At 37.3% G+C, this 15846-nt stretch carries 11 protein-coding genes; 9 read left to right on the top strand and 2 right to left on the bottom strand.

The features are described 5' to 3' along the window. Positions 1-249: 249 nt before the first annotated feature. Positions 250-1194: an Abi family protein gene (locus SG0102_RS11270; protein WP_157983038.1), complete on the bottom strand. Its 945-nt coding sequence runs from the start codon at positions 1192-1194 to the stop codon at positions 250-252. A 260-nt stretch (positions 1195-1454) separates the two neighbouring features. Between SG0102_RS11270 and bsh the strand changes: the two genes are divergently transcribed. After that, on the top strand, positions 1455-2429 hold the full coding sequence (bsh, locus tag SG0102_RS11265) for a choloylglycine hydrolase (RefSeq protein ID WP_125120016.1): 975 nt from the start codon (positions 1455-1457) through the stop codon (positions 2427-2429). A 336-nt stretch (positions 2430-2765) separates the two neighbouring features. Here bsh and SG0102_RS11260 read toward each other — a convergent pair whose 3' ends face one another. Then, a complete protein-coding gene (locus tag SG0102_RS11260) occupies positions 2766-4199 on the bottom strand; it encodes an IS110 family RNA-guided transposase (protein ID WP_157983037.1) in 1434 nt (477 codons plus the stop codon). Between the two features lie 325 nt (positions 4200-4524). Between SG0102_RS11260 and SG0102_RS11255 the strand changes: the two genes are divergently transcribed. From SG0102_RS11255 to glf, 8 genes are all read left to right on the top strand, one after another. Next, positions 4525-5778, top strand: a complete 1254-nt coding sequence (locus SG0102_RS11255; RefSeq protein WP_125120014.1) for a hypothetical protein — start codon at positions 4525-4527, stop codon at positions 5776-5778. Between the two features lie 13 nt (positions 5779-5791). Further along, positions 5792-6700 (top strand): hypothetical protein, encoded by a 909-nt coding sequence (locus SG0102_RS11250; protein WP_125120013.1) that lies wholly within the window; start codon positions 5792-5794, stop codon positions 6698-6700. A 133-nt stretch (positions 6701-6833) separates the two neighbouring features. Further along, positions 6834-7451 (top strand): LysE family translocator, encoded by a 618-nt coding sequence (locus SG0102_RS11245; protein ID WP_125120012.1) that lies wholly within the window; start codon positions 6834-6836, stop codon positions 7449-7451. Positions 7452-7553: 102 nt separating this feature from the next. Next, positions 7554-10298: an Ig-like domain-containing protein gene (locus SG0102_RS11240; protein ID WP_125120011.1), complete on the top strand. Its 2745-nt coding sequence runs from the start codon at positions 7554-7556 to the stop codon at positions 10296-10298. 381 nt (positions 10299-10679) lie between these two features. After that, positions 10680-12368, top strand: a complete 1689-nt coding sequence (locus SG0102_RS11235; protein WP_157983036.1) for an LCP family protein — start codon at positions 10680-10682, stop codon at positions 12366-12368. A 184-nt stretch (positions 12369-12552) separates the two neighbouring features. Next, positions 12553-13947 (top strand): exopolysaccharide biosynthesis polyprenyl glycosylphosphotransferase, encoded by a 1395-nt coding sequence (locus SG0102_RS11230; RefSeq protein ID WP_157983035.1) that lies wholly within the window; start codon positions 12553-12555, stop codon positions 13945-13947. Further along, positions 13947-14723 (top strand): DUF4422 domain-containing protein, encoded by a 777-nt coding sequence (locus SG0102_RS11225; protein WP_125120008.1) that lies wholly within the window; start codon positions 13947-13949, stop codon positions 14721-14723. Before SG0102_RS11230 ends, SG0102_RS11225 begins: the two co-directional genes overlap by 1 nt. Positions 14724-14735: 12 nt before the next feature. Next, a complete protein-coding gene (glf, locus tag SG0102_RS11220) occupies positions 14736-15842 on the top strand; it encodes a UDP-galactopyranose mutase (protein ID WP_125120007.1) in 1107 nt (368 codons plus the stop codon). Positions 15843-15846 lie beyond the last annotated feature (4 nt).

Below are 15846 nucleotides of genomic sequence, written 5' to 3'. Positions count from 1 at the left end.
TTTCTCTGATTGTACGAAAAAGACCAGATCATGAGATCTGGCCATAGTAATAAGATAAAATTCAAGGGAGATCTCCGAGAGAACTCCCTAGCATCTGAATCGGGACCCCTAGACGAATTCCTAAGCCTAGCGATGATCCGATTGCTATCGAAATTATAATAACATGTTTTAAATAGAAATCAAGGATTTTTAAAAACTGAGCCTTTCTGAACCGCTGAACTGAACTCTTTCTTTATATGTCTGGTAAAATTAGATATGGTTAATATTTTTCCAGTTGTGAGGAAAGCCCATTTTTCGATAAACTTTTTTGATACTCATTGTATGAGTATGGCTATCTAAATTTTGAAATAAAATTTTTAATTTGTGATAATAGGAGTTGAACTCTTTTCGTGAAAGGAAGTATTTTAAAGTGATTATTAGTCCAAAATATGATTTCCTTGCTTTCTCTGAAAGATGAAAGTATTGCATTAATGGCATTCCTGGTGGCATGCTAGAACAAATATAAGCGTATAAACGTTCATCATGAGCACAAATATTACGAATATTTGTGAGGTATTCCATAAACGCTGATAAATCTTGAATTTCTAATGATGGTGCTATACTTTTGGATATGAGAGTTTGTTCTCTAGAATTCATGTTCTTATACATTTTGCTGCATGTACCAAAAGAAATAAAATTGATGAAGACCCATAAAGGGACATGTTCTATTGATTTGATGTAATGTTTATGGGATGTTTCAGTTCTACTGGCTCTATTATATTCTTTTTTAAGAATGATAATAGTTCTATTTACATTCTTTGTTCTGGTTTGATCATAATTTTCGGCATATAAATAGGCATTGGGGGATTTATGAAATTGTTCGAAGTAATAAGCAAGGTTGGATTTAAATTTTCGTTCAATGATGAAAAGGTATTTAAGGGTGAGTATTCGTAATTCTCGGTCAAAATCATAGAGGGGTTTTAATTCTTCAATGGTGGTATTGGGTTTAAATACTTCGTGGTGATGAGGATCCTCATTGATCCGCTTATAGTCTAAGAAGAGCTCCTTATAGCCATTGATGAAATTGTAATAATTGCATTGGCTTAACCATTTCTTGGCAACTGATGGATTTTGAATTACTAATCCTTTGGCTTTGAGAATACGAATTTGATTTTCAAGAGTTTGAAAATTTTTTTCTGAATGAATAAGAATCACTTCCTCGTAATTACAGGATAACACTTAGATTTGTGGTTTACAATTTCAAAATAAGCAAAATATAAAATCTTTTAGCATCCTTTCTTCTTCTTTGCAAGTGAATCTTGAAAAAAGACCGTTTTCTAATATTCTCTTTTCATATGACCTATACATTATTGATATGGTAAGTGAAAAAAATCGTAAAATCATGCGACTTTACTTGAGTGAACATAGCACTGAACCTATAATGAACATAGAAATCATACAAGGAGGTACAAATTATGTGTACAGTAATTTCGTTTGCTACGAAAGATCATTATTTTGGAAGAAATCTTGATTTGGATTTCTCCTATAACGAAAGTGTGACGGTCACACCGAGAAACTTTGTTTTCCCAATGCGTGCACGTGAAGATCTCACTACCCATTATGCTCTGATTGGGATGGCGACAGTTTTAGGCGGTTTCCCTCTCTATTATGATGCCACCAATGAAAAAGGTTTATCCATGGCTGGACTAAACTTCCCTGGGAACTGTCATTTCTTTGATTTACAGGAAGGCAAGGATAATGTCACATCTTTTGAATTTATTCCTTACATTTTAAGTACCTGTGAAACCGTTGCTCAGGCGCGAGAGAAGTTAGAAAACATTTCTATTTATAACGAACCATTCTCGAAAGAAATGCCAAATGCCACATTGCATTGGATGATTAGTGACAAGAACGAATCAATTGTAGTTGAATCTATGAAAGATGGCTTACATGTTTATGATAATCCGGTTGGTGTTATGACCAACAACCCACCATTTAACTATATGATGTTTGCTCTCAACGATTATGCATCATTATCACCAAAACAGCCAGAAAACACGTTTGGTACACCATTAGAATTATATTCACGTGGAATGGGCGGCCTTGGTTTACCAGGTGATTTATCAAGTAAATCAAGATTCATTAAATGTGTTTACACAAAACTGAATTCTCTTTGCGGAGACAGTGAAAATGAATCCGTCAACCAGTTCTTTAAAATCTTAGGTTCCGTAGAGCAGCAGAAAGGCTTATGTGAAGTGAAACCAGGTGCTTATGAATATACCATTTACTCATCTTGCTGCAACGTAGAAAAGGGGATCTATTATTACACGACCTATAATAATAGCCGTATCCATGGTATTGATTTGCATGATCATGATTTAGATGGCAAGGAATTGACAAGTTATCCGCTTGTAACTGAAGAACCATTTGCGATTGACTCACGAAAATAATGAAAACGCAGGGAAACCTGCGCTTTTTAAGTGTGATTGAGGATTGCTTGCTATAATCAGGGTTGCAATAAACATTAAATTCGATAAAATAGTGATTTATAGATAGACATACTATTAAATGTCAATAGAAAATATGAGGGGAGTTGATTGTGTTAATTATATAAATTAATTGAATCTTTGTTTACTCTGATTCTAAAGCCAAGTGAGTTTGTCTTGGATTAGAGGTGAGTACTACAAATATGTAGTATTAAAAATTGCAAAAAGAAAACGTCTTAGTGTGTATAAATGTGAAAGTTGTCACAAGTTATTGAAATATATGTGCATTATATCAAAAATCTACATACAGTATTGTTCTTCTGAGTCATTTCCAGTAAAGGTAAAATCATGTACTACACCATTTTCATCAGAATATTTGTAAATACATCTTCTTGTCTTTTCTGGAATGTCAGTAGTAATACTTTGGAAGAACGTGGCTCGGGTATCTTCCGGAAGCTTCATGAGATCCTCATAAAGCAGTACGAAATCACTATCATGCTTAAGAATAGCGTAAATATAACGTGCCATCTTATTGGCAACAGCTACTATTGCAAGCTTATGGCGCTTCTTATTGCCGTTTTTAACCCTTGCAAACAGGTTGGCAAGGTATGGATTATGCCGTCTGGCATACTCTGATGCCAGGTATATAGCGTGTCTGAGGATAGGCGATCCCATTTTGGAAATCTTCCCATGGGTATCAACTGATGAACCTGATTTCTTATTTCTTGGCGTTAATCCACAGTATGATGCAAAGTTTTCCGCTTTCTTGGAAAGAGCTATGTCATATACCTCACCAAGAATCATAGCTGCGGATTCTTCACCAACGCCGATTAATGTCTGAAGACGCTTAAATGCAGGCTGCTTTGAAGCGCGATTAACCATCATTTTCTTGTAGTTTCTCCTTGTCTGAAGCAGATTTCTGATACTGCTGACCATTTCAGCGGTGACCAGTTCAGCTTCCGCAGGAACATTAAGAGTAACAATGGTATTTTCACAAAGATCGAACAAATCGTCTATTTTAGCTTCCTTACAGCGATGCTTAGAGGCCTCGTAAGCCACATTAAAGACTTCATTTTTAGAAGATTTAATGATATGATGTGCAGTAGGATATGCCTCTAAGATTGCAAGCGCAGTCGCAGAACGTATTGAGAAAACAGCGGTAAGCTCCGGGAAGAACTTTTCACACTGTGCACTCAGTCGATTGTATTCAGCATTTAGCTGTTTATTCAGCTGCTGATAGCGATGCGTCAGAAGTTTTAGATTCGCATGTCCTTTTTTGTTGTTTTCTTCGTTGTAATTAGGAGCTTTTTCAACATAACGTGCATCATCATCAGTTGCGCACATCTGTGCAATAGTCTTAGCGTCAAGTGGATCGGATTTGGCATATCCGTGTGCATCGCGCCACCTGTCAACGAATTTAGTATCCAGAAACTTAACTGCTTCACTTTCCTGGAGATGATCGCGTATATACATATAGACATTGTCAGAGTACACGCCTGTTACTTCCATTGTGAAAAGAACGCTCAGGCAGTCTTCATCTTTGTAATGTCTAACGGTATCGAGGAACTCATCGACACCTGGCTTGGTGAATTTAAACTTTATCGCCTTTCGAACAAATTTGGATTTAACATTTCTATCTCTGTTACGTTTATAAATGGCAGCATCTGCTTTGCCTTTAGAAACGTCTAAACCGATAAATAAATCATATTGTTTTGAAAAGATATTGTTTTTCACGATAAGTACCTCATTTCATAAATTGATAGTAATTTGTTTTGAACTGCACCTCTAAGCCAAGACAAACGCAACCTCGAAAATAAGAAGACAATGCAAACAAAGCTTCAACAAACTCATTAGGGTATAAAGAACTGTTTTGGCTGAGGAATAAGTCTATGTGAAGCGGACATCCCATAGGGGCCGCAAGGAGAAAGAATACAACCTTAGGTTCAAAACAGAATCTATTATCCTGGATTTGAAGTGTATATTCAAATCTAAAGAATCATCAATTATTAGCGATGATTCATTAATCAAATTACAAACATATTATACGAGGAGAAATTTTATGTTAGACACATTTAAAAGAATCCATAAAGTGTTCCTGATTATTGGCCTCATCCTCTTTTCAGTCTATGCGGTCTCAACGAATACGATGATCAAGAACTTATCCTGGTATGTATCCTATAAAGAAAACGTTACAGGAGGATTACTGATCTTTTTTCAAATATTAGCGGCGAGCGCCTTAATTTATCAGTTTGGCAAGGAATGGTGCGAGACGCATTATGCCCTAATCAAAGAAATTCCACTCTTTCTTTTTGATCATTTGCTGCTGATTGCGGTGGCAGTATTCTATTATTGGAATATTATGAAAATGCAAAATGCTGGGGCCATGAATAATGTCATGATTCTCTCCCAAATGTTTTATCTGTTCATTGCTGTGAGTATTCATGATTTTTATGAATATCTGCCTTGGCTATTAGGCACGCATATTGCGATGATGGGACTGACTGTTGTGCTCTTTTTGTTGCATATCCTGCCGGATGTCACTTATGTGCGATCAAGCAGTATGATGGGACATTCCTGCGGTTATATCTGGCCGCTTGATTTTGGGGCTCATCTTTTGATGATCGTTTTGCTTTATATCATCTATCGCCATGATTCCTTTACGCTCTGGGAGTTTATCATCATTAATATTGGTAACTTCTTCATGATGAAAGTGACGACCGCGAAAACCGATACCATCATGATTTTTGCGGCGAGCTTAGGAGCTTTTCTATTAAGCACGGAAATGGGACATCGAATAATTGGAAAAGTGCTTAAGTTATCTTACCTGGAAATGATTTGTGCGCCGCTTGTGACGCTTTATTTTGCGGTTTTCTATCAGCCTGGTCAGGCAACCTGGGAAAAACTCAATGCTGTTTTTAATCATCGTTTTCAGCTCCAGCATCAAGCCATCTCTCGCTATGGTTTGCATGTCCGGGGGACGTACGTGAAGTGGCGCGGCTTTGGCTCAGGGAAAAAACCAAGTTTAAGTAAATATAATTTTGTCGATAATGCTTATTTAAAGAGTATGATTGATTTTGGTTATGGTTATACTATTCTTTTCATTGCTGGCTGTTTATATGGGGTACATTATTTCTTTGAAGAAGAGAATTATAGCGGCGTCCTGGCTTTTGCAATTTTATTTTTGTTTGGCTTTCTCCAGCATCAGCTAGCTTATCTGACTATGAATCCGCTCTTATTTGTCATTAGCGGAGCGATGTTAATAAGAATGTCTGATGTCTATTCATTCATTATTTATAGAAAGCATGGGTATTAGTATGAAGAAACTTGTGATAATTGTAGTTATGGTTTGCGCTTTATATGTTTTAAGCGGTTATAAGGTGTACTCTCATACGACTTTCACCAATGCCGACATTTATAATGTCGCAGGAGAGCAGGGGATTTGTGCCACTGATGATCATTTCTATAATAATGGCTCTTTTAAGTTAGTGAAGTACTCGCCAAAGATGAAACAGCAGCTCTATGTCAAAGTGAAAGATGCCCCTCAAGGCATCAATCATATTGGTGATATTGCGACGGATGGTCAATATTTATATTTATCGATGGAACACTATGATGATGCGACGAAGGATCATCAAGGGACCAATCAGTTATGTATTGGCGTATATGATAGGAATACGCTGAAATATCGTCACTCCTTTCCTTTAGATGCGCGTAGCGGACAAAAGGAAATTGCAGGAGTCGCTTATCGAGAAAAAGATCATTGCCTGTATTTAGCGAGCTGGCTAGATGATGAAAGCTCTCAGTATATTTATCGCTATTCCCGTCAGGGACAGTATTTAGGAAAATATCATCTTCAAAATATGCCGTCTCATATTCAGGGATTATCTTTTTATCAGGATGAACTTTATATTACGGCTGATGATGGTGATGCCAACAGAAATGCGTCTGATCATGTTTATAAAACCAAACTGAAAGATGGGGCTAAGCTTTCCCAGGTCCTAACATTAAATAATGTGCGCGATCAGGGAGAAGTCGAAGGTATTACCTTTAAAGATCAGAAGATGTATGTTCTTTATGTGCGCGGGACAAGAGTGGTAGACGGACGACGCATTGGGTTAAAAAAAGGCTATCAGCGACCGGTTTATGAGATTTACAGTTATGATATGCACATGCATTATGTCACGATTCGCCATAAAGTACGTTTAAAGTTAGAAAAATTACTGGCAAAATTTTAGACAAAATGATGATTTTGTAAAGATAGGAAGGGAAACCTCTTATCTTTTTTATAAACATATGAGTTTTTGTTCATTTTCACGAAAAAATATGATATAAAGTATGATGAAAAATGGGAAATGAGTTGAGAAAAACATGTTCTATAATTATTTAGTCAAAGGGTTAGGAATTGGTATGATCTTTGGTGCACCTTTTGGGGCTATTGGTGCACTTGGCATTGAAAGAACCGTCGCCCATGGCCGTAAAGCCGGTATGGCTACCGGTGTTGGGGCTGGACTCGGGGATGTCATCTATGCGATTATCTGCGTTTTAGGTTCATCCTTAGTCAGTGATTTATTAATCCGCTTTAATATTCCGTTATCTATTTTAGGCGGCGTGATTGTCATTGCCTTAGGCTATACAACCTATAAAAATAAATCGATGAAAGTCAAAGATACGAAACCCAATCAAAACTGGATCTACTTTGGTTCGAGTTTTGCCTTGGTGATGATGAATCCATCGATGATCCTGCTTTATGTTTTCGCCCAGTCTTTTGTCGGAGCGCCAAAAGTGGATAGTCTGCTTAAAGCCGGCTTGTTATTAGCGGGCATCTTTGGGGCGATTGTGTTATGGTGGTTAGCGCTTTGTCTAATCGTTGGTGCCTTCCGCAAAAAGATTACTGATCGGACTTATGCGATTATCAATACCTGTTTAAGCGTCTTTTTGATGCTGTTTGGGGTTTTTGTGATCTTGCGTCCATTCCTTTTAAGATGAGAAATTCTCATCTTTTTTTGCATTTTTTATTAAGTTTATGTAAAATGGTTAAGCAATAGTTGAGGTTGCGTATCTATAATAGAAAAATGAAGTGGGGTGTTTATGATGAATTTAATGAAAAAGCTGACAGTTTTCATGCTTGCATTTGCCTGCGCTATGAGTCTAGGCATGCAAAATGCATCGGCTGCCACAAACAAAAATGTAAAATTCGTTACAAAAACGAATAAATTTAACGTTTCTGAGCTGCGTTTAACGCCTAAAAAATCTTTTAAACTAAAGGTGAAAGGCAATAAGAATAAACTCACTTGGGCGTCTGGCTATAAAAAAGTTGCGACGGTCAATAGTAAAGGAAAGGTGACTGCCAAGAAAAATGGTAAAGCCACCATTACGGCGACGGACAAGAAGAAAAAGATTGTCTATAGTGTTGTCTGCCGTGTTTCTAAAATTGGTCTTCCAGCAAAATCGATTGGTTATTTAGGATCAAGCACACAGCTTGTATTAAATGGAACCAATAAGAATGCGGATAGCTGGTCAAGCAGTGATCCTAACATTGCGACAGTGGATACGGAAGGTAATGTGACGGGAGTAAGTGAAGGCACCTGCAGCATCAGTGCGGTTTATCAGGGCTTAACATATTCAACGACCTTAACCACTAAACATAAAGTCTCCTTAAATAAGAAAAAACTGACTCTTGGCAAAGGGGCAAGCGAAATGCTGACCATTGCCAACAATGTTTACTGCAAAGCCATCAGCTGGACATCTTCTAATAAGAAGGTAGCTACAGTTGACAGTAAAGGGAATGTTTATGCAAAGAAGAAAGGCAGTGCGGTTATTACTGCAAAAGTAGATGATCAGGCTGTAACTTGTAAAGTAACGGTTAAAGATGGCACATGCTTATCAACTTCATACATTATTTTAGTGCCTAAGGATTCGACGACTCTGACCTTTAAAAACAAGGGAAAGAAAAAAGGTAAAATTACCTGGAAGTCTTCAAATAAGAAAATCGCAACGGTTTCTAAAAAAGGAAAAGTGACTGCGAAAGCACGCAGCGGTAAGGTAACGATTTCTGCTAAGATGAGTGGAAAAACGTATAAAACAACAGTTCGTGTGCGTAAAGCTAAGATTCCTAATCCTTTAACTGTCAGAGTCGGTACAACTTATCGTTTGGCTTTAGCCGGCGTAAAGAGTAAAACCAAATGGACATCTTCTAATAAAAATGCGGCTAAAATCTCTTCAACGGGTACATTAACTCCATTAGCATATGGTGTTACGACCATTACCGCTAAGGTTAATAAATATACTGTAAAACAAAAGATTCATGTGACAGATCGTTATAAAGTCACTTATGATCCAAATGCGAAAGCCTTTGGGAAAATCGCATCAAAATCTTATTTCCCAACTGATCGTTTTAAACTGCCAACCAAAGGCTTTGATCGTCCGGGTTATACCATCAGCGGCTGGAATACCAAAGCGGATGAGACCGGTACTCAGTATAACGCTGGTCAGGAAGTTTCTAACTTATCAAGTACTGATGCTGAAGTGACGCTTTATGCTACTTATGCTGCAAAACCAGGTTATCCTACAGCAAGTGAACCATGGCGTCAGTTAAGCATTGCGGGTATTGATTCTAAAGGGAACCTTTATAAATCTTCAACTTATTTATCAACGACGAAATATACTTCAGTTAAAGAAAAGTCTTATTTCTCAATTGATGATTTCATTAACTACCAGATTGCCTATATCAAATTTAATGAAGATGATCTTTCAAGCTTTGTGATTAAATCAGGCTGGAAATCATCTGGACAAATCTTAGAACCAGGTTATAAATATTTATTTATGATCCGAAAGGTTAATAAGAAGACATTCAGCACCGCTGATGTTATTCCTGTTTCTAACTTATTGCGTTTTGAATCAGCCACTACGAATATGAATACAAAGGCTGTTGATTATGGCGCACTCTATGCAGCGCATCGTGGGTATTCTTCTAAGTATCCAGAAAATACAGCTTTAGCTTTTGAAAAAGCTGGCGAAAGCAAACGCTTCTGGGGGATTGAATCAGATGTTTATAATACTGCTGATGGGCAGTTAGTTATGATTCATGATAACAGTTTGAATCGAACAACGAATATTTCTTCAGCGGATCCAAATTATGGTAAGGGCATCAATGATTTGACATATAGTCAGATTGAATCTTACAATATTAAAGGTGTCAATAAGAAAGACTATAACTACGTTTATAGTGAAAGAATTCCAACTTTAGCGACTTACTTAAGTACCTGCAAAAAGTACAATAAACATGCTATTCTGGAATTAAAAGGTCTCAATGATCCAAAGTACTATACCCAGATCATTGATGAAATCTATAATGCTGGGATGCAAAATGATACAACTTTAATTTCATTTAAATTTGGTTATCTGGAAAACATCAAAAATACCATTCCAAGAGCGAAAGATATGCCTGTTTTATTCCTCTTCAGTAATGCATTAACGGATGATGATTATACGTATTTATGTCATTTCACCAACGCTGGTATTAACATCAAATCAACTGCTGTCACTACCGATCAGCTCAATAAAGCTAAAGCTTTACACTTAAGTTTTGCCATTTGGACGATTACTTCTAGCTCTCAGGCTACAAATTTAGTGAACCAGGGCAGCGGTATGGTAACGGTAAACGATGAAGGCGTTGCGGATGAAATTGAACATGAAACTAATGGCAAGGATACAGGTGATCAGATCACCAATCAGAATCAGCCATCAAATAACAATACCAATATTGCGCCAACGACGCCAACCGATATCAAGAAAGATGATTCTACAGCACCAGTTGACGGAGAATCAGCTTAAAACAGCTTCTATTAGAGACGATTGTGAAGACAATCGCCTCTTTTTTTAGAAATATTTAAGAATTTCTTTCCTCTTTCCTTTAGATTTATTCCATGCAATGCAATGCTTTCAAGATAATTTATTGATCTGTTGAGTATTGTATAGATAACGAGATTGATATAGCTGAGATGTATATCATATAGCAAGAAATATGAAGAAATGCAAATTTTGTTGTATAATACGGAAATATCTTGAAAGAGAAGCCTCATGGTGTATAATGAGGCTTGACTAAAAATAAGGAAGGTATTGATTATGAAGAAAAATGGTAAATTACTTGCCTGGAAATTTATATTGCTTATTCAATTTGTAGCTTCATGCGCATTAGTTCTTTTTGCACACAAAATGGACGTTCTGCCACAGAAAGCACTCATTGAATTAGTCATTGTCTTAGTCATTGCTTTAATATTAATGGGCTTATTAATGAATCCTAAGACTTTCATGAGAAAAAAGAATAATGGACAAAACGAAGAAAAGAGAAAACGTACACCGCAAATCAGCACTTCTGTCCTGATTTATAATACTATTGGTAAAATTATTTCTCTTATCATCAGTATCGTTTTATTAGTTGGGGCAGTTTATTGCACCAAAACGACAAAAGCCGTTAAGAAAGTTGCCGGTAATACGACGACAGTCACTACCTTCAACTTATATGTTATGAAAAACGATAATTATACCAAGCTTTCTGATCTGAAAGATCAGTTTATTGGTTTTGTACCAAGTGTTTCAACCGATGCGTATACACAGGCTTCCTCAAAATTAAATGAAGCCCTCTCTTATAAGACAAATAATTATAAACATACGGATGATGCAGCTGATGCGCTTTATAAAAGTAAGGTAGAAGCGGTCTTCTTATCGGATGCATATGGTACCGTTATGAAAAAACGTCATCCAACTTTTGCGAAAGATACCAAAGTCTTATGGTCGGTAACGATCACCACAAGTGATAAATTAGCGGCCAGCGATAAAGATATTACGAAAGAACCATTTGTTTTATATATTGCAGGAGTGGATTCACGTCATTCCATCACTGAAACATCCCGTGCCGATGTGAATATGCTCATCACCGTCAATCCAAAGACGCATCAGATTTTATTGACAAGTATTCCTCGTGACTCATTTGTCCCATTAGCGAATACTAACTATCAGTTCAAGGATAAGTTAACCCATGCTTGCCTCTTTGGAACAACAAACTCGGTAAAAACAATTAATCATCTGATGGATTTAAATATTGATTTCTATGCCCGCGTTGGTTTCAAGATGGTTATTAAATTGGTAGATGCTGTTGGCGGCGTCAAGATCTATTCAGATAAAGATTTTGTTCCATGGACTGACCATTCTGTGCATGTGAAAAAAGGCTGGCAGACAATGAATGGTAAGACGGCTTTAGCCTTTGCCCGTGAACGTAAAACCTATGAAGAAGGGGATCGCCATAGAGGGGCCAACCAGCAGGCTGTTGTTAAAGCATTGATCAAGAAGATTTCTTCTTCTTCAACGTATTTAACGAAATATGATGAAATCGTTGATGCGATCGCTGGTTCATTCCAAACTAATATCACTGCAACACAGTTAAAGTCATTAGTGAAATATCAGTTAAATAAGTCACCAAAATGGCAGATGATGTCTTCTGTTCTCAATGGAGAATCAGAAAAAGTGACTGGTGGTTATATGATGCCAAATACAGCTTTATACTATATGATTCTTAATCAGTCTAGTATCAATGAAAACCGTCAATATATTGTGGATATGCTGGCTAATAAAAAGATTACTGTACAAAAAGATCAGACGCTTGCTACGGCTGAGGATACAGATAATTCTACAGCTTCATCGAATACTTCAAGTGCATCAAGCACTGCCGCGAGTACAACGACATCAAATAGTTCAACAAGTACTTCAAACACAAGTACGAATTCATCAAATACTACTGTGAATAATCAGACAACAAGACGTACTTATACAAATACCAATCGTACCTCTAACTATCGTAAGACTACGCGCTATAATAGTTCTCGCTATCGCAGAGCTTATCGATAGAAATCTCCACTTTCCTGCGGGAAGGTGTTTTTTTGTGAAAAAATAGGAGAATTATTGCATCATTTAAGGTGAATATGATATAAAGGGAAGAGAAGAGCGCACCAATTCCCCCTACAATATAAAAGGGAAATGTAGTATAATGGTGACGCAAAAATCAATCAGACAATTTATAAAAGGACTTATTATGAAAAATACTGTATATAGAAAAATTTTATCTGTATTACTAGTGGTCATCGAATGTATTATTTTCTATGCCATTTTTGTGGCGATGGATATCAATATGAAATTACTAAGGCAGTCGATTGGCTTGTATGTGATTTATATGATCCTCTGTGGTCATTATAGTATTAAAGATGAACTGATCTTTGATGAAATCAAACATGTGTTCCAGGCGACAGTCATTTATATGATTACCTTTGCCGTGATCATGCCATATTCTGCCCATACCGACAAACGTCGTTACATTATGATTTTGGCAATGATCATGTTCTTCGTATCAATTATTCTTAATCGTACATTGCGTATTATTATGCGTCACTTATTGACAAAGAAAACAATTGTCATTGGGACGAGCGAGGATTCTTTGCGTTATGCGCGTCTCTATAATAATAACCGTTTTGCGATTACCGAAGTGTTAGGCTTTGTTAATCTCAACACCGATCCGCGCTTTGATCAAAAATTTGATAACGTAGTACGAGAAGACTGGAACCGTTTCTCGGATGCCCCAATCTATGATTATCAGGACTTAGCGAAGATCGTTAAAGAGCAGCGTGTTGATCAGATCACGATTGCCGACTCAACTATGAATCAGGCAACCTTTGATTTAGTCATCAAAGACTGCATTCCGCTTTGTGATTCGATTCAGTATATGCCTCAGGATAACCACATGATGAACTTCTCAAGTTCTATTCATGATTCTGATGGCTTGCTGTTAATCAGTGCCTCACGTAATAAAGTATCTATTTTCTCACGCTTTATTAAGCGTACTATTGACATTTTCTTTGCCCTTATTGGTACGATCATTACCATCCCATTAGCCCTGATTGTGAAAATTATCAATCTCGTTCATGGTGATCATGGTCCTATTTTCTATAAACAGATGCGGGTCGGCCGTAATGGTCAGCCATTAGGTATTTATAAGTTCCGTTCAATGGTTACGAACGCTGATGAAGTATTAGCACAGTTATTAGAAAGTGATCCCGCGGTGAAAGAAGAATGGATCCGCTCTGCAAAGCTGAAAGATGATCCACGTATTACTCCAGCAGGGAAATTTTTACGTAAAACATCGTTAGATGAATTCCCACAGTTCTTTAACATCCTGAAAGGAGACATGAGTCTGATCGGCCCGCGTCCCGTTATTAAAGAAGAACTAGAATGGTATGGTGATCGCGTTGATAAATTCTTATCCGTTCGCCCGGGCTTAACCGGCTACTGGGCATCCCATGGCCGCAGTGATGTCGATTATCCGGAACGCTGTGATCTAGAGCTTTATTATATAGATCATCAATCAATCTTAATCGATATGGAAATAGTCATTAAAACGATTACGGGAGTCTTAACAGGAGAAGGTGCACGCTAGTGAAAAATATCAAAGTCATTATTGCAACACATAAAAAATATCGGATGCCCGATGATCCGATGTATCTGCCAGTACAGGTCGGCAGTGAAGGAAAAGAGGATTTAGGCTACCAGCGTGATAACGTTGGCGAAAACATTTCTACTCTGAATCCTTATTTCTGTGAATTAACCGGATTATACTGGGCTTGGAAAAACTTAGATGCCGATTATGTCGGCTTAGCACATTATCGCCGTCATTTCAAAGGCCAACAAAAGGCGAAAGATCCTTTTGATGAAGTGTTAACGTTAAAAGAAACGGATGCTTTATTCGATCATACGGATATCATTGTTCCGAAACGTCGTATGTATTACATTGAAACGATTTATGATCATTATACCCATACGATGATGGGAGAACCACTAGACGCGGTGCGGGAAATTATTGCGAAAAAGCATCCTGATTACTTAGCGGCTTTTGATAAACATATGCAGGAACGCAGTCAACATGCCTTTAATATGTTTATTATGAAGAAAGATAAGTTTGATGAATACTGTACCTGGATGTTTGATATTATCTTTGATCTTTATGATGAATTTAAAGATGTTGACTACAATGCTTTTCATGCCCGCTTCCCAGGCCGTATTTCCGAACGTCTGTTAGACGTTTGGCTGATGACCAAGGGATACAGCTATGAAGAAGTGCCATTTATCTATATGGAGAAGATCAATAAAGTAGCGAAAGTGAGCGGCTTTTTGAAAGCCAAGCTCTTTCATAAAAAATATGGAGAAAGTTTTTAAGAGAAAAAGTTTATGGCAAAATATGATTATTTAGTAGTAGGTGCTGGCTTATTTGGCAGTATCTTCGCCTATGAGGCAAACAAAAGAGGAAAGAAAGTCTTAGTCATTGATAAGCGAGATCATGTGGCTGGGAATATCTATACCAAAGAAGTGGAAGGCATTAATGTCCATATGTATGGTGCCCATATCTTCCATACTTCCAACAAAGAAGTCTGGAACTATATCCAGCAGTTTGCAGAATTCAACCGTTATACCAACAGTCCAATCGCTTACTATAAAGGACAGGTGTATAACTTACCATTCAATATGAATACCTTCTCTAAACTTTGGCCTGATGTTAGAACACCAAAAGAAGCGAAAGCAAAAATTGCGGCCGCCATTGAAGAAGCAGGTATTAAACAGCCAAAGAACTTAGAAGAACAGGCGATTTCCTTAGGCGGAAAAGAAATCTATGAAATCTTCGTGAAAGGCTATACGCAGAAACAGTGGGGCCGTCCATGCAGCGAATTACCAGCCTTTATTATCAAACGTTTACCGTTTAGATTTACCTATGATAATAACTACTTCAATGATGCTTATCAGGGTATTCCAATGGGTGGTTACACGCAGATCATTGATAAGATGTTAGAGGACATTGAAGTGCGTCTCAATACGGATTTCTTAGCGCATCGTGAAGAATTAGAAAACATCGCTGATAAGATTGTTTATACGGGGATGATTGATGAATTCTACAACTATCAGTTTGGTGAATTAGAATATCGTTCATTACGCTTTGAAACAGAAGTCTTAGATGAAGAAAACTATCAGGGGAATGCAGTTGTTAACTACGAAGAATACGAAATCCCTTATACGCGTATTATTGAACATAAACACTTCGAATTTGGCACCCAGCCAAAAACCGTTATCACCCGTGAATATCCAGCCACATGGCATAAAGGTGATGAACCATACTATGCGATGAACGATGACAAGAACAATAGCTTATATGCTAAGTATAAAGCCTTAAGTGATCAAGATGGCAAAGTGATCTTTGGCGGTCGTTTAGGCATGTATAAATATTTCGATATGGATGATACGATTGCCGTAGCGTTAGACTGCGTCAAAAAAGAATTACAGTAATGTG

This window comes from Intestinibaculum porci (genome assembly GCF_003925875.1).
In the GTDB taxonomy this organism is placed as follows: Bacteria; Bacillota_I; Bacilli_A; order Erysipelotrichales; family Coprobacillaceae; genus Intestinibaculum; species Intestinibaculum porci.
Note: the sequence above shows the minus strand (reverse complement) of the source record. Positions and strands in the feature narration are given on the sequence as shown.

Excerpts from the sequence above, each read along its gene's own strand:
- bsh (WP_125120016.1), top strand. The coding sequence starts at position 1,455 with ATGTGTACAGTAATTTCGTTTGCTACGAAAGATCATTATTTTGGAAGA.
- SG0102_RS11255 (WP_125120014.1), top strand. The coding sequence starts at position 4,525 with ATGTTAGACACATTTAAAAGAATCCATAAAGTGTTCCTGATTATTGGC.
- SG0102_RS11245 (WP_125120012.1), top strand. The coding sequence starts at position 6,834 with ATGTTCTATAATTATTTAGTCAAAGGGTTAGGAATTGGTATGATCTTT.
- SG0102_RS11240 (WP_125120011.1), top strand. The coding sequence starts at position 7,554 with ATGATGAATTTAATGAAAAAGCTGACAGTTTTCATGCTTGCATTTGCC.
- SG0102_RS11235 (WP_157983036.1), top strand. The coding sequence starts at position 10,680 with ATGGACGTTCTGCCACAGAAAGCACTCATTGAATTAGTCATTGTCTTA.
- SG0102_RS11230 (WP_157983035.1), top strand. The coding sequence starts at position 12,553 with ATGAAAAATACTGTATATAGAAAAATTTTATCTGTATTACTAGTGGTC.
- glf (WP_125120007.1), top strand. The coding sequence starts at position 14,736 with ATGGCAAAATATGATTATTTAGTAGTAGGTGCTGGCTTATTTGGCAGT.